At 50.4% G+C, this 20,981-nt stretch carries 15 protein-coding genes and 1 pseudogene; 7 read left to right on the forward strand and 9 right to left on the reverse strand.

Translation table 11 applies throughout. The features are described from left to right. The first annotated feature begins 203 nt into the window (after positions 1-203). Entirely contained in the window at positions 204-1,298 is a 1,095-nt protein-coding gene (locus N24_RS15945; RefSeq protein WP_231911052.1) for a hypothetical protein, read from the forward strand. A 120-nt stretch (positions 1,299-1,418) separates the two neighbouring features. On the opposite strand, the gene N24_RS15950 is transcribed toward N24_RS15945, so the two are convergent. The 7 genes from N24_RS15950 to acnA form a co-directional block, all read right to left on the reverse strand. Beyond that, positions 1,419-2,180: an SDR family oxidoreductase gene (locus N24_RS15950; RefSeq protein ID WP_096459376.1), complete on the reverse strand. Its 762-nt coding sequence runs from the start codon at positions 2,178-2,180 to the stop codon at positions 1,419-1,421. A gap of 6 nt (positions 2,181-2,186) precedes the next feature. Beyond that, on the reverse strand, positions 2,187-4,214 hold the full coding sequence (locus N24_RS15955; protein ID WP_096459379.1) for an acetoacetate--CoA ligase: 2,028 nt from the start codon (positions 4,212-4,214) through the stop codon (positions 2,187-2,189). Positions 4,215-4,248: 34 nt separating this feature from the next. Next, positions 4,249-5,610, reverse strand: a complete 1,362-nt coding sequence (locus tag N24_RS15960; protein ID WP_096460359.1) for an MFS transporter — start codon at positions 5,608-5,610, stop codon at positions 4,249-4,251. 253 nt (positions 5,611-5,863) lie between these two features. Beyond that, on the reverse strand, positions 5,864-6,628 hold the full coding sequence (locus N24_RS15965) for an IclR family transcriptional regulator (RefSeq protein WP_096459382.1): 765 nt from the start codon (positions 6,626-6,628) through the stop codon (positions 5,864-5,866). Between the two features lie 2 nt (positions 6,629-6,630). Continuing rightward, the gene (locus N24_RS15970; RefSeq protein WP_096459385.1) at positions 6,631-7,515 is read right to left on the reverse strand and encodes an amidohydrolase family protein; all 885 of its coding nucleotides are present in this window, start codon (positions 7,513-7,515) and stop codon (positions 6,631-6,633) included. A 296-nt stretch (positions 7,516-7,811) separates the two neighbouring features. Beyond that, on the reverse strand, positions 7,812-8,300 hold the full coding sequence (gene rraA / locus N24_RS15975; protein WP_096459388.1) for a ribonuclease E activity regulator RraA: 489 nt from the start codon (positions 8,298-8,300) through the stop codon (positions 7,812-7,814). A gap of 13 nt (positions 8,301-8,313) precedes the next feature. Beyond that, positions 8,314-11,043 carry an aconitate hydratase AcnA gene (gene acnA / locus N24_RS15980; RefSeq protein ID WP_231911053.1) on the reverse strand — a complete coding sequence of 910 codons (2,730 nt, stop codon included), beginning with the start codon at positions 11,041-11,043 and terminating at the stop codon, positions 8,314-8,316. 242 nt (positions 11,044-11,285) lie between these two features. On the opposite strand from acnA, the gene N24_RS15985 reads away from it, so the two are divergent. The 4 genes from N24_RS15985 (at position 11,286) to N24_RS16000 (ending at position 15,381) form a co-directional block, all read left to right on the forward strand. Then, complete coding sequence (locus tag N24_RS15985) at positions 11,286-11,972, forward strand: GntR family transcriptional regulator (RefSeq protein ID WP_096459391.1); 687 nt, start codon at positions 11,286-11,288, stop codon at positions 11,970-11,972. Between the two features lie 278 nt (positions 11,973-12,250). Continuing rightward, entirely contained in the window at positions 12,251-13,288 is a 1,038-nt protein-coding gene (locus N24_RS15990) for a tripartite tricarboxylate transporter substrate binding protein (RefSeq protein ID WP_096459394.1), read from the forward strand. 48 nt (positions 13,289-13,336) lie between these two features. Continuing rightward, a complete protein-coding gene (locus tag N24_RS15995) occupies positions 13,337-13,876 on the forward strand; it encodes a tripartite tricarboxylate transporter TctB family protein (RefSeq protein WP_096459397.1) in 540 nt (179 codons plus the stop codon). Next, positions 13,876-15,381 carry a tripartite tricarboxylate transporter permease gene (locus tag N24_RS16000; protein ID WP_096459400.1) on the forward strand — a complete coding sequence of 502 codons (1,506 nt, stop codon included), beginning with the start codon at positions 13,876-13,878 and terminating at the stop codon, positions 15,379-15,381. Before N24_RS15995 ends, N24_RS16000 begins: the two co-directional genes overlap by 1 nt. A 56-nt stretch (positions 15,382-15,437) precedes the next feature. On the opposite strand, the gene N24_RS16005 is transcribed toward N24_RS16000, so the two are convergent. Both N24_RS16005 and N24_RS16010 read right to left on the reverse strand, forming a co-directional pair. Continuing rightward, positions 15,438-16,931, reverse strand: coding sequence for an MFS transporter (locus tag N24_RS16005; RefSeq protein ID WP_096459403.1), 1,494 nt, complete (start codon positions 16,929-16,931; stop codon positions 15,438-15,440). 817 nt (positions 16,932-17,748) lie between these two features. Then, positions 17,749-18,491, reverse strand: a pseudogene (locus tag N24_RS16010) (slipin family protein). A 413-nt stretch (positions 18,492-18,904) separates the two neighbouring features. Here N24_RS16010 and N24_RS16015 point away from each other — a divergent pair. Then, the gene (locus tag N24_RS16015; RefSeq protein ID WP_096459406.1) at positions 18,905-19,225 is read left to right on the forward strand and encodes a nucleotide pyrophosphohydrolase; all 321 of its coding nucleotides are present in this window, start codon (positions 18,905-18,907) and stop codon (positions 19,223-19,225) included. Continuing rightward, positions 19,212-20,957: a DUF2075 domain-containing protein gene (locus tag N24_RS16020; RefSeq protein ID WP_096459409.1), complete on the forward strand. Its 1,746-nt coding sequence runs from the start codon at positions 19,212-19,214 to the stop codon at positions 20,955-20,957. The genes N24_RS16015 and N24_RS16020 overlap by 14 nt, the downstream gene beginning before the upstream one ends. Positions 20,958-20,981: the final 24 nt, after the last annotated feature.

The raw sequence follows: 20,981 nt of genomic DNA on the forward strand, positions 1-20,981 counted from the left end.
GGATTTTTCAATGTTTCACGTGAAACATTGGGGAGGTGCCGGACATATTTTCAGAATCTATTTTCCGGATGTTTCACGTGAAACATTGGGAGTTTTGCGCGGGAGTGAAGTGGGATGAATTAAACCAAAACTTCTTTAAAGGGCAGGTTATAGTAACTTCAGTTAATTAATGAAGCTGCTACTTTCTCAATTTAGGAGCACTAATGATCCTTGCCGGTATTCAATTTCGTGCGATTTCCCTGAGCAAACTTCTACCTATTTCTTGTTGCCTTTCCTTGGCATTAGTAGGGTGTAGCAACACCTCAGGCATCGCTGCTTTCGACGGACAAAGCCCCTCGAACACAACGTCACAGGTTTCACCCACCGCGCAAATTACCTCTGCCGAACCAACTCCCGAGGAAGTTCTAACCACAAATGCAATTGCTGCATATATGGGGATTCTTTCCAATCCGAGCACATATCCCGTTAGCGAGGCAGCGCAATATGTCCCCAACGGCACCTATTCCTACGCTGTTGTAGAGGCGACCTCCGATTCCATTCCAGAACTCCTGCTTCGAGTAAACAGTGCAGAATACTCACCAGTTTTGGTTTTCACCTACGACGAAAATACAAAAACAGCGGTCCAAGCAGAAGGAGTATTCATCGATGGCGCCTCCGGGGCAGGAGGGGCTCGATCCCGGATTAGAGCATCAAATTCAGGGGTTGGAATCTATCAAGTCGACTGGAATTCTTTAAGAGAAATAGCCCAAAACACACTATATGGAATTCAAGACAATACCTTAACCAAAGTCTCAGGGCCGGAAGAATTCATCTTCGCTAATTCCATGCCTGATCATCATGAAATCTCATGGATCAGTGCCAGCGATAAATCCGGGCTTTTCACCATCCAAAGAGGTGATACCAGTATTACACCAACCCTGCCCACGTCCACCCAAGCACCAGCCGCAAATCTGCATCACTTCAGCGGAATGGTGACAATGCAAACCGCTAATGAACTCATGAAAGGGGATCCGACACCAAACGGGGAGCCTGCCACCGACCTCTATCTCGTGCTTGTTCTTGATTCCCCAATCGAAATCACCGCACAAAAGGAAGGATCAGCCGCTCAAACGAGCACCATTTCTGAGGTGAGTCTCGGACAGTACATTCCTACCAACGGCGATAATGAATGGTTAAATTTCCTCAACACCCACGTAGAGATCACCGCAAGCGCAGACCAGGTGCGGTTCCCAACTGACACCGGCCTTCCTCTTGGCATGCTTCGTCTTGGCGATTATGTGAGCCTCCGCGTACTATAAACCGGCGCAGCCAGGCGTCGAAAAGCGCTTTTCGACGCCCCCAGCCACCAAAAAAAGCCCGCCTTGCAGCGGGCCTTAAGGGTTTACCGGACCCGGGCTCAATGTTTCACGTGAAACATTCTATTGCGCAGCCTTGGAATCTCCATCGATGGGGAACTGCTGGCCAGAAATCGTCCTCGCATGTGGTCCTGCAAGGAAGACCGCCAAGGCCGCAATATCTTCTGGATCGGTGAATTTCTTAATGGATTGATTCGCTAAACCGGCTTCCATCTCAGCCTCAACACTTCGCCCAGAAACTTCCGCCCGTCCAGCGAAAACCTGCTCGAGGCGCGGTCCATTCACTGCGCCGGGATGAATGGAGTTAACCGTAATTCCAAACGGACCAAGTTCAAGTGACAGCGTTTTGGTAAAGCCAATCAAACCCCATTTCGAGGTTGAATAGGCAATACGGTTGGGGTAGCCGAAACGCCCAGCGAGTGACGACATGATCAAGATGGAACCACCAGAGGTTTTCAACAACGGCACAAAATGTTGCACAACATTGAATGAACCAGTGAGGTTAATATCCATCACGGCTTTCCACGCGCCTGCATCATATTCTTCGACCGGGGCAGTAGGGCCAGCGATACCAGCATTACTTACCAGCACATCAAGCCCACCCCAGCGGTTTTCCAAGTCTGATGCAAGTGCGGCTATATCTTCAACGGAGGTAACGTCTCCGATGCTGGTGCTTAAATTCTCGTGGGAACCGGCAACCTTGTCCACTGCTTCGGCGCTGACATCCACAATGTGCACCAAGCTGTTTGTATTGAGAAATGCTTGAGCTATAGCCCAACCAATCCCTCCGGCACCGGCTGTGATCAGCACTCGTTGTTGTGACATAAGTTTTTATTCCTTTGCTTCAGATCGTTGTTGAGCGTATTCCTTAAACCAGGCGAGGGCGTCTGGGTTTTTTACAGAATCAGGGTTGACTTCCCGCCCTGCAGACTGCGGACTAAAGAATTTCTTCAAGGGCACTTCGAGGCGCTTCATGGTGTGGGTGACTGGAATATCGGGGGCAACGATGATCTCATCAGGGACGTGGCGAGCACTTGTGCGAGCTCGAAGCGTGGTGCAGATCCTCTGTTGGAGGGCATCATCTAGCTCAACCCCATCTTCCAGAACTACGAACAGCGGCATCCAATATCCACCGTTGTCCTCTTCGATACCTAGCACAAGGTAGTCGGATAGTTCTTCAATATCAGTCAGTGCATCGTAAATATCAGAAGGTCCGATTCTCACACCTTGTCGGTTGAGGGTGGCATCAGCTCTGCCGTGAACAATGAACTCTCCACTGGAAGTGCGGGTGATCCAATCACCATGCATCCAAATCCCTTCACCTTCAGTGAAATAAGAGGACTTGTAGCGAGATCCATCTGTATCACCCCACAACATCACTGGCATGGAGGGAAGCGGCTTTGTCACAGCCATGGCTCCCACCTGATCAATTTGTGGCTGACCGTCTGCATCGTGAGCTTCTACGGCCACGCCTAAAAGTGGGCCTTGCAGATAGCCCAGGTGAACCGGCTCCATGGGGTTTGAGCCTAGGAATCCACCGCAAATATCAGTTCCGCCAGAATCAGATCCCAAGTGCACATCTGATTTCACGGCATCGTGCACCCAGCGCCACGTGCTTGGTGGCAGTGGGGAACCGGTAGACAAAATGGAACGCAGTGCAGAAAAATCACGACCTGCTCGGGGATCAATTCCTGCTTTTTCCACCATGGTTAAATAGGCAGCTCCAGTGGCAAACATCGTCACGCCGAAATCAGAAATGATCTGGAAGTGATGATCCTTGCCGGTGACTTTTGGTGAGCCTGCATAGGTCACTACTGACGCTCCGGCAAGAAGATTTTGCACCAGGGTGTTCCACACCATCCATGAGGTATTCGCAGCAACGTAGTAGACATCGCCGGGACCAATATCTTGGTGGAGGGAAATATTCTTTAGTCCATCTAGGACCATTCCGCCGTGCCCATGAACAATGCCTTTGGGTTCACCGGTAGTTCCGGAAGAAAAGAGAATCCACAAAGGATCGTTGAAACCAACGCGTTCATATGCAGGTGCGTGTGGCTTGTTCACACACTCGTCGAAGGCTAGTCGCTTCACGTCTTTACCCGAAACTACTCCTGGCTCGCGTTGAGTATCCAAAATACGGACAAGTACAGTTGCGGAAAGTGAAGGCAGGCCTGCTTCCACCTCAGCGGTGTGTTCACGGCGATCAATTTCTTTACCACCGAACACATATCCATCACTGGCCACTAGAACTTTAGGTTCCAGCTGCTTTACTCGGCGGATACTTGCTTCAGCAGAAAGGTCTGGAGAGTTAATTGTCCATACTGCACCGATGCTGGCAGCAGCTAGAAGACCGATGATTGCTTCAGGAACATTCGGCAGCACAGCAGCGATGCGATCTCCGCGCTCAACACCAAGTTCTTTAAATATTGCAGCAAGGGACGCCACTTGGGATTCCAGCTGAACCCAGCTCAGCACCGTGTGGCTTCCATCTTCTTCTACTTGGTAGATGGCAGGCTCATTGGCAAGCAGGGGGTTGTGCGCATGTCGGAGAACATTTTCAGCGAAATTCACCCTTGCTCCGGGAAACCAGGATGCAAATGGCATGACGTGTTCTTTGAGTACTTCAGAAGTGTCAAAGCCTTCACCAATGACATCAAAATAGCTTTGGATAGAACGCCAGAATGCTTCTACTTCTGTGACAGACCAATCCAGCAAAGAGTGGAAATCAGGTAGTGAACGTCCCGCAGGAACTTCTGAGTAGCGGGCGAAATCAGCCATTCTTGATGAACGCACTTGTTCTGGCGTTGGGTTCCAGGTGATGGTTGCTTCCGGTGATTCAGGGGCAAAGGCGGTTGACATGAGTGACCTCCGTAAAAAAAATTAAAAAGTAGTTTTAGCCAGCAAGTGTTGCTTTAGTGCGGCCAAGCAAAAGAGTCAGTGCAGCAACACCTGCGATCATCAAAGGGATAGCGAAGTAGAGAAATACCTTTTCTGGTTCTGCACCTGCGGCGAGGATGTATCCAACGATGATGGGTGCTGCCACAGAGACCAGGCGTCCGATACCGATCATCCAACCGATGCCGGTGGCGCGTGCCTTTGATGAGTAGATGGTTGGTGCGACGGCGTAGAAACCTGCGATAGCTCCGGTGGTGAGCACTCCGAGGACGAAACCAACCATGATGGCAACGGGGATAATGCTGAAGACCATACCGAAGATGATGTATGCGGCTGCTGCGGCAAACAAGGTGATAAAGAGCAGGTGGCGTCCGCTAAATCGGATCGCAAGTGCTGCGAATACGAAGCAGCCCAACACGCCACCGAGGTTTGCGCCGATACCCATTGTGGTTCCAAGCTGTGGGTCACCACTGACATTGGTCAAGATGGTGGGGATCCAGGTGTTAGCAAAGTAGTATGCAGCCACAAGGAGTGCGTAGCCAAGCCACAATGCCATGGTCAGGCGAAGGGTTGGTGGGGAAAGAACTTCGCGGATGATGTTTTTAGTGCTTACGCGGTCTTCTTCAGTAATGGTGCGCTCTGGCAGTGCGTCTAGTGGCGCAACGTTCATCTTGCCCAGAATCTTGTTGACACGCTCAAGGGCACGGTTTGGTCGACGGCCCAGCAGGTAATCCAAAGATTCTGGTAGCAAAGCAAAAGCGCCGATGAGTGCAACAACAGCCAGGATGGTTCCAGCGATAAACATGGAATGCCATCCGAATTGTGGGATTAGTGGCCTGGCAATAAATCCTGCGACTGTAGCACCGATGGGGTAGCCGGCTGCGTAAATAGCAATCGCTGTGGTGCGTCGTTTATCAGAGGAGTACTCCGCAACAAGAGCATTGAGGTTTGCCATCATTCCGCCGATGCCTAAACCGGTGACGATGCGCCAGACGATAAGCCACAGTGCTGTGGGTGCCGTCAACGTTAGCGCCATACCCACAACGATGAGTGTGAGCATTGCCAAGGTAAGGGGGCGGCGACCAAAACGGTCGGCGAGGGGAGTAAGGAAGATGGAGCCGATGGCCATGCCAAAGAGGCTGCCGCTGAGCACATAACCCAAAATGTCTGGGCTGATTCCTAGTTGTTCCTGGATTTGTGGTGCTGCGAATGCCATGATGCCCACTTCAAAACCGTCGAGGACCACCATCAGCAAGGCAATGGTGACGGTGACGATTTGGAACTTAGACATCTTATTGGAGCGGACTTCAGCAAGGATTTGCTCTGGCCCTCTAACCGATTGGTTGATTGTCGCGGTCATGGTGACCTCCCGATCTTTCATCTATGAGTTGAACTGCACCTACTAAACAATGTGAGGAGCATCATAAACAGACTGTGATCCGGATTGCATTGACTCAAGAAGAGGTTCCGTATGAAGGAATTCACGACGCAACCTTTAAACAGCAAAATCCGCCCATTTCCCCGTTCCCGCCCCAATACCCAGGCCTATCACCTGCGTAAACAAAATAATTTGGGGGCAGATTCCTTAATTAGGAATCTGCCCCCATTAGAGCTTAAGAGAAAAGAATTTCTTCAACTTGTGCTGTTGCTTTTCTCAAACCATCGACATACTCCGGTAACCGATTCTTGTCATAGCGTGAAACCGGGATCGCAAGAGTCATCGCCCCCACTGGCCGCGCATCACTGCCTAGAATCACCACACCAACGCCGACCACGCCCTGCTCAGTTTCCTCCATGCTCACCGCGTAGCCATCACGGCGAACTTGCGTCAGCATGCGTTTTAACATTTTCAACGAAGTCACTTTGCGGGTCGGCCATTCAATAAGACCTCGCCTGTAGATCTCTTCTACTTCCTGGTTGGATAACCTGCCAAGAATCACCTTGCCACCGGAGGAAACGAAAGCGGGCATTTCATCACCAACCCGGCGCGACACCCTCAAGATGGCGTCTGATTCCACTCCATCGAGAAATCGAATATTTCCACCACTCAAGACCATGACTTGCACGGTTTCTCGAACTGAAGCATTGAGCTGTGTCATGGGATCCATTGCTGCAGCCCTTAACACGTCGTGGCTTATCTTGGGTTGCTGTGATCCCATGATGATGCCACCCAAGCGGTAGCGGCGTGAGAAGTCCTGGATGGCAAAACCTCGCCTGGCCAAGGTAGAAAGCAATCGATGAGCTGTTGATGCCGCAATATCTAGATACTCTGCTGCTTCTTTTACTGAAATGGAGTCATGGTCACGCAAATAGAGCAGCAGGCGAAGCGCGCGATCAACTGACTCGACAGGCGCAGCATCCGGGTTGGGGGAAGTCATTGCTACTTCTTAACGCCTAGTGCACGCAAAGCGTTGTCTTTGAAAATTTTCGGACGCACCTCATCTTTAATGGGCAGCTCTTCAAAATCTGCAAGCCACTTTTCAGGCGCAAGCAGTGGGTAGTCGGTTGCGAAAAGGACTTTGTCAGAAAGCATGTTGGACATGTAGCCAACGAGCGACTTGGGGAAATACTTTGGACGCCAGCCAGAGAGATCAATGAATACATTGGATTTGTGGATGGCAATGGAATTGGCTTCATCCTGCCACGGGACTGAAGGGTGTGCCATGATGATGCGCAGGTTGGGAAATTCGGCTGCGATATCGTCTAGCAGCAGCGGGTTGGAGTAACGCAGTTTAATGCCACCACCTCCGGCCATACCTGCGCCGATGCCATTTTGGCCGGTGTGGAAAAGTGCCGTGACACCCAGATCGGACAGTGTTTTCCACAGTGGTCGGTACTGCGGGTCGGAAGGATCAAAACCTTGCAGCGATGGGTGGAACTTCATGCCCCACACGCCTAGATCTTCCACCTGCCGGATTGCCTCTTTAATCGCATCGTCACCGGTGCGGGGATCAACGCTTCCAAACGGAATCAGCACGTCATTGTGCTTTTGCGTGCCGGCAACTAGATCATCAATAGAGTTGGGAAGATGGCCCAGCTGGGTGCGCGCATCCACGGTAAACACCACGGCAGCCATGTTGAGCGAGCGGTATAAATCCGCGATTGTGTCAATCGACGGAACTCTTTCACCACCTTTAAAGTACGCTGCGGACGCATCCATGAATTCTTGTGGCATGGAATGATGCCCGCAGGTATCGGTTTCGTAGTGAACGTGAACGTCGATCGCCTTGATGGCGTCGAAATCTACAGCTGATTCATAACGCATGGTGTGAATTCTTTCTGGAGGAATCAAAAGGTCACTGTTAGCGTAAATCAATGTCGTGGATCACAAAGGAAATTGGGAGAGATTCCGGTAGGAGGAATCGTCGATAAGCGCTTTTCGACGCCCCCAGCCACCTACTAGGCCCAGCCTGCAGCGGGCCTTTTACAAGCCTTTTTATTAAGGTTTGCACGCACTTTGCCTGGCGACCAAAAACGCTTATCTGCATCCAGGTTTTGGTCGTCCACGCCGGTTTTAGAAACTGCCCCCACCCAGATCTTTAAAGCTCAGCCCCGGTGCGGTTACTTTTGCACCTCAACCAACACACCATCGGAATCGGCGTAAATCATCGCGCCGGGATGGATGTCCACGCCGCCGAAGTTGATGGTGATGTCCTCGCGCCCAGCGCCATCTTTCAGGCTTCGCTTCGGGTTGCTTCCTAAGGCTAGGCAGCCAAAGGGGAGGGCGGCTAGTTCATCGCGGTCGCGGATTGTGCCATTGATTATCGTTCCTGACCAGCCATTATCCAGCAGAATCTTGGCCATGTTTCCGCCGAGCAAGGTGCAGGCGAGAGATCCGTGGCCGTTGACAACCAGGACGCGGCCTTCGCCTTTTTGCTGCATGATGGTTTTGAGCAGCCCATTGTCTTCAAATAGATCAACGGTGTAGGCGGGTCCTGAGAAGAATTCGATGCCACCGAAATTGTGGAAGTCGATGGCCAAGGAATTGAAGGCATCTCCGTGAACATCGTAGAGGTCAGAGGTGCGTTGGAGGTTTTCGGTAGTGGTCATTGCATATGCCTTTCTAAAGGATTGAATCGAGAATTTTTGGAATTACGCCGCCGGAGCGAAGCAGATCGACGTCCATGCCGGTTTCTACACCTGCTGTGGCAACGAAACTCCAGGTTGTATCTGGTTGTTCCACCGTTACGGTCACACCACCCCGGGGAACCAGAACATCTAGATCGTTGTCAATGAGGATCCGGGTGGAGGCTTCGATGGTGCGCAGCTTTTGTTGGATTTCTGCAGGAACCACCAACGGCAAAATACCCATGCCAATGAGGTTGGAGCGGTGAATGCGTTCAAAGCTAGAGGCTAAGACTGCACGAACTCCCAAAAGTTGTTGCACTTTGGCAGCCCAGTCCCTGGATGATCCCATGCCATAGCGATCACCAGCGATGATGACAACAGCCTGGTTGTCTTTCTTGTACTGTTGCGCTGCATCGCAGATGGGCATCAGCTGACCCGTTGGGCCATGTGTTGTCATGGCTGTTCCGGCATCGACAGCCAAATTGTTGACTAATGACTTGGCGTAGTAGGCGCCACGGACCATGACTTCCCAGTTGCCGCGTCGAGAAGCAAAAACGTTGAGGTCATCGCGCTTCTCGCCACGCTCGACGAGGAAGTCAGCAATAAAGCTGTCTTGCGGGATCGCGCTGGCAGGGGAGATGTGGTCGGTGGTGACATCATCGCCCAGCACCGCAAGCGGATAGGCTTCCAGCAATTTTTCCGGCGCGGCGTTTAACCGGGAAGCAAACGGTGGGGGACGCAAAATAGTGGAACCTTCATCCCACGGAAATAGCGGGCTGGTTGGGGCATCAATGCTTTGCCACAACCGGCTATTTGAAGCGTGCTGGAAATCGCGGTGGAAGTCTTCTGGATCAATCGCCTGCTCAAGGACGTGATCCACCTCTTCAGGAGTAGGCCACAGATCAGCTAAAAATACCTCTTGACCTGTAGCATCAATGGCAATCGGCTCCGTGGAGATATCTTTGTTGGCATCTCCTGCCAACGCGTATGCCACCACAAGGGGAGGGCTCATTAAAAACCCAAACTCTAAATCGGGGTGCACGCGTCCTGGGAAGTTTCGGTTTCCAGACAGCATGGCAACAGGGCGAGAGGAACCTTCACGTCGCACCTGTTCAATCACCTCTGGCAACGCACCGGAGTTACCAATGCACGTGGCACAACCAAATCCGACGATATCGAAACCCACCGCAGAAAGATCTTCATCCAGGTGAGACCGCTTGAGATAAGACTGCGCAGCAGGGGATCCAGGCGCCAGGGAGGTTTTCACCCACGGTGCCGGTGTTAATCCGCGAAGGCGAGCTTTACGAGCAAGCAGGCCGGCGGTGATCAACAACCTTGGATCGGTGGTGTTGGTGCAACTTGTAATAGAAGCCAATGCAACTGGATACTCAGGCAGTGCCCATTCGGTGTCCGCATCACGATGGGGAGCAGGGCCTTCGTTGTTAAGAGCACTTGGGATCGAGCCCAAATCAATACGGTCCTGTGGGCGACGTGGACCTGCCACACTGGGGGTTAGTGATGAAAGATCAATGCTGATCGTGCGGCTAAACAGGGGATTAGCTTCAGGGTTAAACCACAAGCCAGAAGCTTGAGCGTAGGTTTCTACTAACTCTTGCTGCTCCCCGCTACGCCCAGTGGATTTCAAATAGGTAAGAACAGCGCTATCAATGGGGAAGTAGCCTGTCGTTGCACCATATTCTGGAGCCATATTGGCAATGACAGCACGATCACCAACACTTAAAGAGCTAACACCAGGCCCATAGAACTCTACGAACTCTCCCGTTACACCAATTTTGCGCAACTCTTGGGTAATCACTAAAGCAAGGTCAGTTGCCAACACGGCAGGTGGGAGAGTGCCATGTAAATACACTCCGACCACATCAGGGATCTTCAAGGTGGTGGGCATACCAAACATCACGGTCTCCGCCTCAAGTCCACCAACACCCCAACCTAAAACACCCAGACCATTGATCATCGGAGTGTGGCTATCAGTACCCAGCATCATGTCAGGTGCAATAAGGTTCTTGCCGTCACGCTGTTCAGTAGTAACCACCGTGGCTAATTGCTCCAAGTTAATGGTGTGCATAATGCCGGTGCCCGGCGGGTTGATATGAATATTGTCCATGGACGCAGCCGCCCATTTAAGAAAACGATAACGCTCACGGTTGCGGCGAATCTCATGCTGAATGTTTTCCCTCGCAGCATTCGGGGTGGCATAGGATTCCACTGCTAAAGAGTGATCGACTGATACCTCTACAGGCAGCAAAGGATTAAGCAGCTCTGGGTCTTTTCCTTCTGCAGCAACAACATCACGCATGGCAGCCATATCCACCAACGCAGGAGTCGAGGTGGTGTCATGCATGAGTAGCCGACCTGGCAGGTAATGGATTTCACGCTCACTAGTTTGAGTATCAATCCAAGAGCGTAATCCGTGTAGCATCTGCACGCGGTCTTCTTCCGCAGCGCATCGTGCAACGTTTTCTGCCAACAGACGCAGCACTACCGGCCAACGTTCAAAATCTGGACCAAGTGTGTCTGCAGCGTGAACATAAGAATATTCAGTTCCGCGGAAGTTTAAGGTGCGCGTTGGGGTTATCGGTGTTTTGTCCATGACTGTTTTGTCCTTGGCGGATGCTTTTAAGGTTGTGCGCTGATCTGAGTTAGAGATCAAGTGTGGGATGCCGTGTTGTTTAGGCCTTAACTGAGGTGTCATCGTGGGTGCCATTTCTGCGAGATTTCCAAAGTGATTGTCGGAGTCGTTTTACGCTCAAGCCAACCCCAATTTCATATCTTATAATCTATAGCGTACACAAAGTGACTTACAGTACACAGTCTTTAACAGTGATAAAGTGCAATAAGAACGTTGGGGATCCCAACAACTGCTTGAACATCTAGCCACTAGCCAAAAATTCACGTGGCAGATTTTTTAAGAGCTCGAACTACCCGCACTAGCAGAAGAAGAAACCCGTGACCAGATCTTTTCCTCAATCCCTGACAAAGAATGACTTTGCTTATGTGCAGTTGCGGGAATTAATTCTCACGGGCGCCCTTGAGCCCGGATCCCAACTCCAGCAAGGCCGTTTAGCCGAAGAAATGGGGGTAAGCACCACCCCCTTAAGAGAAGCTATTCGACGCCTTTCCTCCGAAGGTCTCATCACTTTGGCCGCTCACCGCGACGCCCGCGTCACCAATGTGACTCAGCGAGAGGCCGAGGATCTCTTTACTGTGCGTAAGCAACTTGATCCACTAGCTTCAGAGCTCGCGGCCAAAGAGCGCACCGAAAAGGAACTCTCAGCAATTCAAGAAGCCGAACAAGACCTTCGACCATTAACAAATGATGGAAATGTTGAAGCATTGCTGGCTCACCGGGAGTTTCACCGCCGCATTTACCTGGCCTCCCACAATGACATTCTTATCGACATGCTCGAACGCCTCTGGGACAAAGCGGATCGCTACCGCGTGATCGGTTTGCGTTTGCGTGGAGATTCCCCCGAAGAAACCGAACGCGTCGCCGCGGAACACCACGAATTAGTTGAAGCGATTTCCGCCCAGGATCCCGCTCGCGCCCGCAAGGCCATGGAGGATCACATCAACTCCAGCTTGGGCCGGCGCGCAATTGAGGTTTTTGAAAAAGCCAATACATCCACCACATAGGTTCCTTAAACCCCACACCCTGCACCCCCGTTTGAGGTTGCAGGGTTTTCTTCTGCCTGGATTCAGGCAGAGGAAAACTGGCCCCTGCCTGCCATTTAACGCTCTTCAGCAACCTTAGCCATGTGAACCACGTGGCAAGAATATTCAAAATGTGATGACAAACACAAAATACAGATTATAAGATACAAGTTGTCACAGTATGGGGTTGCAGAACAAGCAAACCCCCCGACACCTTCCCTCATAAACAGCACCACTGAAATCAAGACAGGACTACCAACATGCCCGATAGCCCTAGCCCTGGAAATCCCAGAAACCCAGAAAAACCTCCGCGCACTCCCCTTAAAACAGCAATTTCCGCAATAGCTGCACTAGTTGGCATTGGTTTAGTCATTGCCGGTGTTGCAGACGCTTCACAATCCACATCTGGTGCCAATGCTCGTTCAAGCCTCACACTGATTGCGCCCGCAGGAGCAGGTGGCGGCTGGGATGGCGCTGCACGTGAATCGCAACAAACACTTCGCTCCGAGGGCATCGTCAACAACCCTCAGGTTGTCAATATCCCCGGCGCGGGCGGCACCATTGGGCTAAGCCAGTTGTCCTCTATGTCAGGTGAATCTACAACCGTCATGGTCATGGGTATCACGATGTTGGGTGCAATCAACATTAACGGTTCAGGCGTCAGCATTGATGATGTCACTCCGATTGCACGTTTAACTGACGATTATGACGTCGTGGTGGTTGCTGCGGATTCACCGATCAATTCTGTTGATGATCTGGTTGCGGAATGGAAAAAAGATCCAAGCCATTTCCCTTTCGGCGGTGGTTCCTTGGGCAGTCTTGATCAGATGATCATTGCTCAGTTGGCGCAAGAAGCAGGGATTGAACCAAGCAGCACGAATTACATGGCGCATTCAGGTGGTGCAGAACTTGCTACTGCGTTGCTGTCCGGCACGATCAAAGCATCCGTGAGTGGGTTCGCTGATTTTAAAGATCAAATTGAAGCGGGTCGATTGAAGATAATTGGTGTTTCAGCCGAACAACCCATTGCAGATATCAATGCTCCCACCCTCATCGAGCAGGGTTATGACGTATCGCTGACAAACTGGCGTGGCATTGTCGCACCTCCTGGCATCACCGATGAGGAACGTATGGAGTTGGAAGAGATTTTCCGCGAGATGATTGCAACAGATACGTGGCGTTCCACTCTAGAACGCAATCAGTGGACAGATACCTCACTCATTGGTGATGACTTTGCCCAAAACCTCCAGCAGGAAACCGAAACTGTAGACAACATTTGGTCCAACCTTGGCTATTAACCTCCAGATCACCCTTCAGATCACCCCATTAACTGAAAAAGAAACACCATGACTACAAACACACAATCACGTCACATTCTTAATGGCCGTGGCTCACTTTTTGTCGCGGCTGCTCTCGGTATTTTCACTCTCTATATTGTCTATGGCATTTTCACCATGGATGTTCCGGACAGTGCTCAGGCACCTGGACCAAAGCTATATCCCACGTTGTTGGCCATCGCTTCTGGTGTACTCACCATCGCATTGGTTATTGATACTTTTCGCCATCCGGATAATGAACCACCGCATCGCTATACCGCCCCTGTTGGTGAAACAGTTGGTGAAGCCTTGATTCCGGTGAAAGAAACCGACAGAAAAAACCTCATACTCGCGCTCATTGCCGTGCTGGTTTTTGCGTTTCTTTTAGAACCCCTCGGCTGGATCATTTCAGCAGCACTTTTATTCTGGGCCATTGCATTATGCATGGGTTCAGGTCGCCCAATATTTAACATGGCTGTTGGTTTGGTGGTTTCCTCTGCCATCCAGGTTGCCTTCTCAATGGGCTTAGGCCTATCTCTACCTGCAGGAATTCTGGGAGGACTCTTCTAATGGATACCGTTTCACTGCTCATGGGAGGCTTTTCTGAAGCGTTTTCCCCAATGAATTTGTTGTGGGTTTTTCTAGGTGCACTGTTGGGCACAGCCGTGGGTGTTTTACCCGGTATGGGATCATCCATGGCGGTGGCTTTGTTGCTGCCGATCACGTTTAGTCTTGATCCCACTGCGGCGTTCATCATGTTTGCCGGTGTTTATTTTGGTGGTTTGTTCGGTGACTCCACGATGGCCATTTTGGTTAATACACCAGGAGGTTCGACGGCTATCGCAACTTCATTTGAGGGACACAAAATGGCGTTGAGTGGGCGGGCTCCTCAAGCGCTTGCTACTTCTGCAATTGGTGCCTTTATTGGTGGTTTGGTTGCCACAGTTTTGGTTGTGTTTTTCGCGCCGAAACTTGCAGAGTTTGCCATCCTGTTTGGCCCAGCGGAGTACTTTGCGCTTGCCGTTTTCGCTTTCTTGGCTTGTTCTGCCGTCGTATCGGATTCTTTGATCAAGGGGCTTGTTTCCCTAATTTTCGGATTGCTTGTTGCCACTGTGGGCATCGATGGCATTTCGGGTACGCAGCGTTTCACCTCAAGCATTCCGGAGCTTTTCGACGGCATCAGCATCATCACCATCACCGTCGGCATCCTGGCGCTCGGCGAAGTGTTTTACAAAATTTATGAACGCAAACGCCCCATCCCCACCCAACACCGAAAAATCACTGGCACTGCCCGCTTGAGTTTCTCTGATTTTAAAGAGGCACTCCCTGCGTGGCTTCGTGGCACTAGTTTTGGTGTTCCGTTCGGAGTTATTCCAGTTGGTGGCGCTGAGGTTCCTACGTTTATGCCGTATACCACCGAGCGCAGCCTGGATGCCCGTCGGAAAAAGCCACAGTTTGGCCATGGTGCTATTCGTGGTGTTGCAGCACCAGAAGCGGCCGGCAATGCCACTGCTGGTACTGCCATGGGTGCACTGTTGGCCATGGGTCTGCCTACCTCAGCAACCGCAGCGATCATGCTCGCAGCATTCCAGCAATACGGTATTCAGCCAGGTCCTTTGCTTTTTGAACGCAACGCTGACCTCGTCTGGCCGTTGCTCGCATCACTGTTTATCGGCTTGTTTGTGCTGCTGATTCTCAACTTGCCGCTGGCACCGATGTGGGCAAAACTGCTGCTGATCCCACGTCATTACCTCTACGCCGGCATCGCGGTATTTTGTGTTTTAGGTGTCTATGCCACATCACCATCGGTGACTGATCTGCTGTTGGTGCTGGGAATTGGTTTCGTCGGATTCCTCTTCCGTCGCTACGATTTCCCCCTTGCACCAGTCATGATCGGCGTCATCCTCGGTCCTTTGGCAGAAACCAGCTTCCGCAACGCACTGCTGTCCTCAGGCGGCGAGTACTCCATTTTGTGGGGTTCTTCAATCACGTGGGTGCTATACGGAATGATGTTTATCGTGCTGATCGCCGCAGGTTATAAGCATTACAGCAACCTGCGCAGCGCTCGTCGATAAGCGCTTTTCGACGCCCCCAGCCACCAAAAAAGCCCGCCTTGCAGCGGGCTTTACGGTTATGCGTTTTGTTTTTCAGGAAACGGCATGTGGGAGAGGTCGATGTTTGGATCCTCGTCCTGGTTCTGCACGATCTCCACTGCCTCAGACTTGGTTTCCACGGTTGGGAATGAACCAAGCAATGGCTTTTGTGAAGACTCAGTCATAAACAGCAGAGCCACACCAGCGATCGCGGAGAAGAACATGATGTAGAGCGCTGGAACGATATCCAGGCCAGTCTTCTGCAACAGGAACTGAGTAATCAACGGAGTCGTGCCACCAAACAGGGACACTGAAATATTGTAAGAAATACCCATTCCAGAAAAACGGGATGCAGTTGGGAACAATGCTGGCAATGCAGAAGCAGACAGTGCAACATACAAACCAGTTGGAATAGCAACCATAGCCAGCGCAATCAACACAGCACCAATGGTTCCGGTGTTCATGATCAAGAAAGCAGGAACCATCAAGATCAACGTTGCAGCAACAGCAGTGGCATACACAGGCTTACGGCCAACGCGGTCACTCCACTTACCAACAAACGGCAACATCAATGACATAACAACCAGAATTGGCACAGTTACCGCAGCAGCAGATGCAGAATGCAGACCAATCTGCTCCTCAAGGTATACAGGCATGTAGCTTGTCAGCGCGTAACCTGCAGTATTGGTCGCTGCAACAATCGCAATACCAATTAGAAGTGGACGCCAGTGGTGGCGAATAACACCCAACAGGCCAAGGCGTGCATAAGGATCATCAGTATCCTTTTCAATCACTGCCTCTTCCTCATCCTGGTTGTTTTCAAACGCAGGGGTCTCAGGAATACGAGTACGCAAGTACACCGCAATAATGCCCAATGGGATCGCAGTCAGGAACGGAATACGCCAACCGAAGTCCTGCATGGCACTATCACCGTAGAAGTAAGTGGTGATCCAGGTAGTAATCGCCACGACGGACGCACCCGCAGCAAAGCCCAGGTAGGAACCCATATCAAGGAAGGAACCAAAGAAGCCACGTCGACGATCCGGCGCAAACTCAGCCACATACGTAGTTGCACCTGCATATTCACCACCAGTGGAAAAGCCTTGGACCATCTTCAGCACATACAACAGAACCAAAGCCCACGCGCCTATCGACGCCGCCGTTGGCAACAAACCAATCAGCGCAGTGGACACAGCCATCATAGCCATGGTCACGTACAAAACCTTCTGGCGGCCAACCTTGTCACCCAACGGTCCAAGCACTAAACCACCAAGTGGGCGTACTAAATAAGACACCGCGAAACCAAACATCACGGCCAAAAGCTGCCACTCTTGGGGCAAACCTTGGGTGAAGACCGCGGTCATCGTGACCGTTAAGTAACCATAAATTCCGAAGTCATACCACTCCATGAAGTTACCCACGACCGTGCCTTTAATCGCCGGACGGATCTTCTTTGGGGGGACTACGTTTACATCATCAACTGTTAATCGTGGTTCGTCTTTGATTTTCTTTTTTGAGCGAATCGGGCTCACGAGTAAAACCTCTCGTCTTCTCTTATGAGTGCATAACGAAATGTTCGTTTGTAGATGATCTTCATCCAACGCACCCTTGGGCGGTGTTTCCTTCTTCCTGTACGACTCCTTAAAGCTTTGCCTATAAAAGGGAAGTGAAAACACCACCTCTCTTTTCAACATCAAACGACCTTAGTAAGGTTCGGGGTGAAATGTCAGATCGTTTTCGAGTCTCAGAGCTGCACAAATGCAAAAACACCCCACACTCACGCAGGTGAGCGGGGGTGGGTTACAAATTGGTTACATTTCTGAATCTGTCTGAAAAATCAATAAATTCAGCCTCTTCACGGCCTGTGTAGGGGAGAGTTTTCAATCGCCGAAAGAGTGCTATCGAAGCCGAAATAAAGCGTAAATCTTCGAAAACGACAACGTTTAATAGCAGTAAGGATTACTTATGCGGGACAAAACCCGCTACAAATTGCGGCATGTCAATAATGCTACTTTGAAATGCGGAAGCCCCGCATTTCTGCAGGGCCTTCGCGCTATTAACGAACAGTTCTTGTCTGCCGTTGTTCAAAGCTCAAGAGTAGTGAAACTGCGACTACCTTGCAAGGTAATCCAACATTTAAATAATCATTTTTAACCCCTACCAGCACCTTAATCGCGCTCTAATCTCATATTCCTCAATGGCAGGCAGGTTTCATCAACAAAGCTTCTGAAGTACACAATCCGCAGAACAGTGCTACCCGCCACTGTATTTATCTTAGGTATAGATTCCTGATTAACGTAGGAAATTTTATCCATTTCGGTGCCATGGAGGGCACCAAAATGAGTAACTTTATTCCTTGGGATCTCCCTCACGAACCTCAATTGTGGAACCCGGTGGGAGTGCTTCAAGCATCCGAATTTTGGCAAGAATCGGATTCTGCTCCAATACTTTCGCGCTTGCAAGACGAGCACGAGTAGTTTTCACTTCATTTCGTGCACGTTCCAAATCAGTTTCAGCTTGGATCTTCGCCACGAGCGATTCCTGCAGTGCGCCTGAGTACTCACGGGCAGATTCAAATCCTTAAGCAAAATTGACGAAACCTCTACGCCTACATTCTTTGCAGCCGCCTGGGCAGCTGCCAACACAGATTCTACATCAATGCGCACACCGATGAAATCCTCCAATGGCATCGCGACAACCATTTCCCGCAACGCAATCTGGGCTGCCAAATAGATCTCTTCATCAGGGTTCTGCGAATCCGAAACAAACTTCACCGGATCAATCGTGCTGGCGGTCAGCGCCATTGTGATGGTTACCTGCATGGCATCAGCTGTAGGAATGGATTGCGGATGAATCTGAATAAGTCGCCTACGCAAATCCACCTGACGGAACGAATCCCCAGGACGAGAAAACTCCCGATTTTTCAACCTTGAGATTTCACCATCACGTTGCCGAAGCACAGCAAAACCCACCCGGGGAGCAAGGGAGCGCAGCACCGAGCTTTGCCATTCCGGTGCAAATGCTTCCTGCCCAGGCGCATACATCGACCAACCCATACCCGGACCTGTCGAACGTGAACGAAAAATGCCCATGCCATCACCTACGAAAACGTCTCTAGCGAATCGCCGCCACTGGGTCTAGTAGCAGCGGGGTTTCGGTGCGTCCCCTGAATCTAAAAACCCGAATCAGGATCGGGCCGAACCGCAGGCTTCTACCAGAAGAATCCAGTAGACGGCGACTCTATGTCAGAAAGGAGTATGGGACTCGAACCCACTTAGCCCGTTTGGCTGTGCCACAATGCGGTCCACATCAGTTCAATCGGGAACACCTCGGAAATCCGGAAGCGCCCAGCAACCAATAAATGTGGTGCGTTCGCCAGGATAATGAAATTACGTAAGCAATGCGGAGCTAAAGGATTCCAATCTGTAAGTACATCCAGAATCACATACTTAACAGTTTCAGTATTCCCTGATCAGAGTTACTTTCCTTGTTAATATAATCTTCTATGAATACGGAACAGGTTCTGGCGCAGCTTCAGGATTTTGCTAAGGCACGCAGCTGGGGACAATTCCATACCCCAGAGAATCTGGCCAAAAGCATCAGCATCGAGGCAGCTGAATTGCTTGAGTGCTTTCAGTGGAGTGATGACTTCGATGAAAAGGAAGTCCGACACGAACTCGCCGATGTCCTTACTTATTGTTATTTCCTCGCTATGAAACTGGATGTAGACCCAAATGACATCGTCATGGAGAAACTTCAAATAACTAAAGACAAGTATCCCGTCGAGCAGGCATACGGAAAGGCCAACAAATATGACCAGCTTTGAAATTCAGCGATTTAATTTTGATGAATCCTTGCTCGACTCAGCCTCATCCGAGCAACGACTCCAAAATTGGCCTGTGGTTTATGTGCTGAACCGTCCAGCACAAAGAGCTAGCGGGTTGGGTCGAATTTACATTGGTGAATCTCGAAGTTTTAAAAACCGTATGAAACAGCACTTGGACGGTAAGAAAGAGCACGATTTAAAAGCAGTACGTGTTGTTCTCGATGACACCTTCAACAAGTCTGTCTGCCTCGACCTTGAATCATTTCTGATCAGCCTTGCTTTTGGTGATGGACGGAATGAAGTTCTTAACCGAAACATGGGCATTTCGGATGCTGACTACTTCGGTCGCGACACCTACCGCGATACGTTCCAAGAAATCTTTGAAGAGCTGCGAAATGAAGGCCTTTTTCAACGATCAATTCCAGAGATTATCAACTCTGAACTTTTTAAACTTTCACCGTTTAAAGCTCTCAACAATGATCAAGCCATCGCTGTCATGGATATCCTTGAAGGTTTAAGCGAAGATTTGGTATCTGATGCAAAGCCTGGCCAGTTCACATTCGTGCAAGGATCACCAGGTACCGGCAAGACTGTTGTGGCTGTCTATTTAATGAAACTACTCAAAGACATTTCAGATTTCCGAGACGGCGAAGATATTGACGGCGATGAAATGTTTTCGGAGTTTTTCCTCGAAGGAACCAGAGAACGATTCAAAGATCTCAAGATCGGCATCATCGTCCCCCAACAGGCACTTCGAAAATCTCTTGAAAGAGTTTTTGCCACCACTCCAGGTCTGAGCAAAGCAATGGTGATGTCAGCATTCACCGCTGCTGATTCACCTGAACAATTCGATGTACTAATCGTCGATGAAGCCCACCGCCTCAACCAGTACTCGGCGCAGTCGGTACCGGCACTGACAAAGAGATTTAACGAAACCAACAAAGCGCTTTTCGACGGACAAAAGCCCCACGCTTCCCAACTCGATTGGCTAAAGAAAAAGTCACGTCATGTCATCATGATGCTCGATATGGAGCAATCAGTCCGTCCCAACGATTTACCCCAAGAAGAATTCCAAGAAATTCTCGATCAAACACCTCAAAACAGAAAGTACCGCCTCCACACTCAAATGCGCAGCATGGGTGGTGAAGACTACATCGAGTACGTGAAGAAAGTATTCTCTAAGCTTCCACCAACCGAAAAGCTCACCTTCAACGACTACGACCTTAAGATTATCGACTCCCCATCAGAATTCGTAGACACCATCAAGCAACACGATAGGGAAGTTGGGCTATCAAGAATTGTTGCTGGTTACGCATGGAAATGGGCAAGCAAAAACGATAAGTCTGCCTATGACATTGATCTGGGCGATGGCGTGCAACTCCGGTGGAATTCCAAACCAGTGGACTGGGTGAATTCTAAAAATGCAGTCAATGAGTCCGGTTCCATCCACACAATTCAGGGCTATGACCTCAACTATGCGGGTGTCATTATTGGCAAGGATCTGCAGTACACACCAGAGCGCGGACTCTTCGTTGATAAAAGCCAATACTTCGATGCAAAGGGTAAGACCAACAACAAAATGCGTGGTCAAACAACCACCGACGAAGACCTCTTCAAGTACATCACCAATATTTACACAGTGCTGCTCACACGAGGGATGAAGGGAACATACCTACATGTTGTTGATGATGGTCTACGCGAATACTTGGGTCGGTACTTCTCAGTTCGCTAAAAAGACCCCGGTCATTTGTGCGTT

This window comes from Corynebacterium suranareeae, from assembly GCF_002355155.1.
In the GTDB taxonomy this organism is placed as follows: Bacteria; Actinomycetota; Actinomycetes; order Mycobacteriales; family Mycobacteriaceae; genus Corynebacterium; species Corynebacterium suranareeae.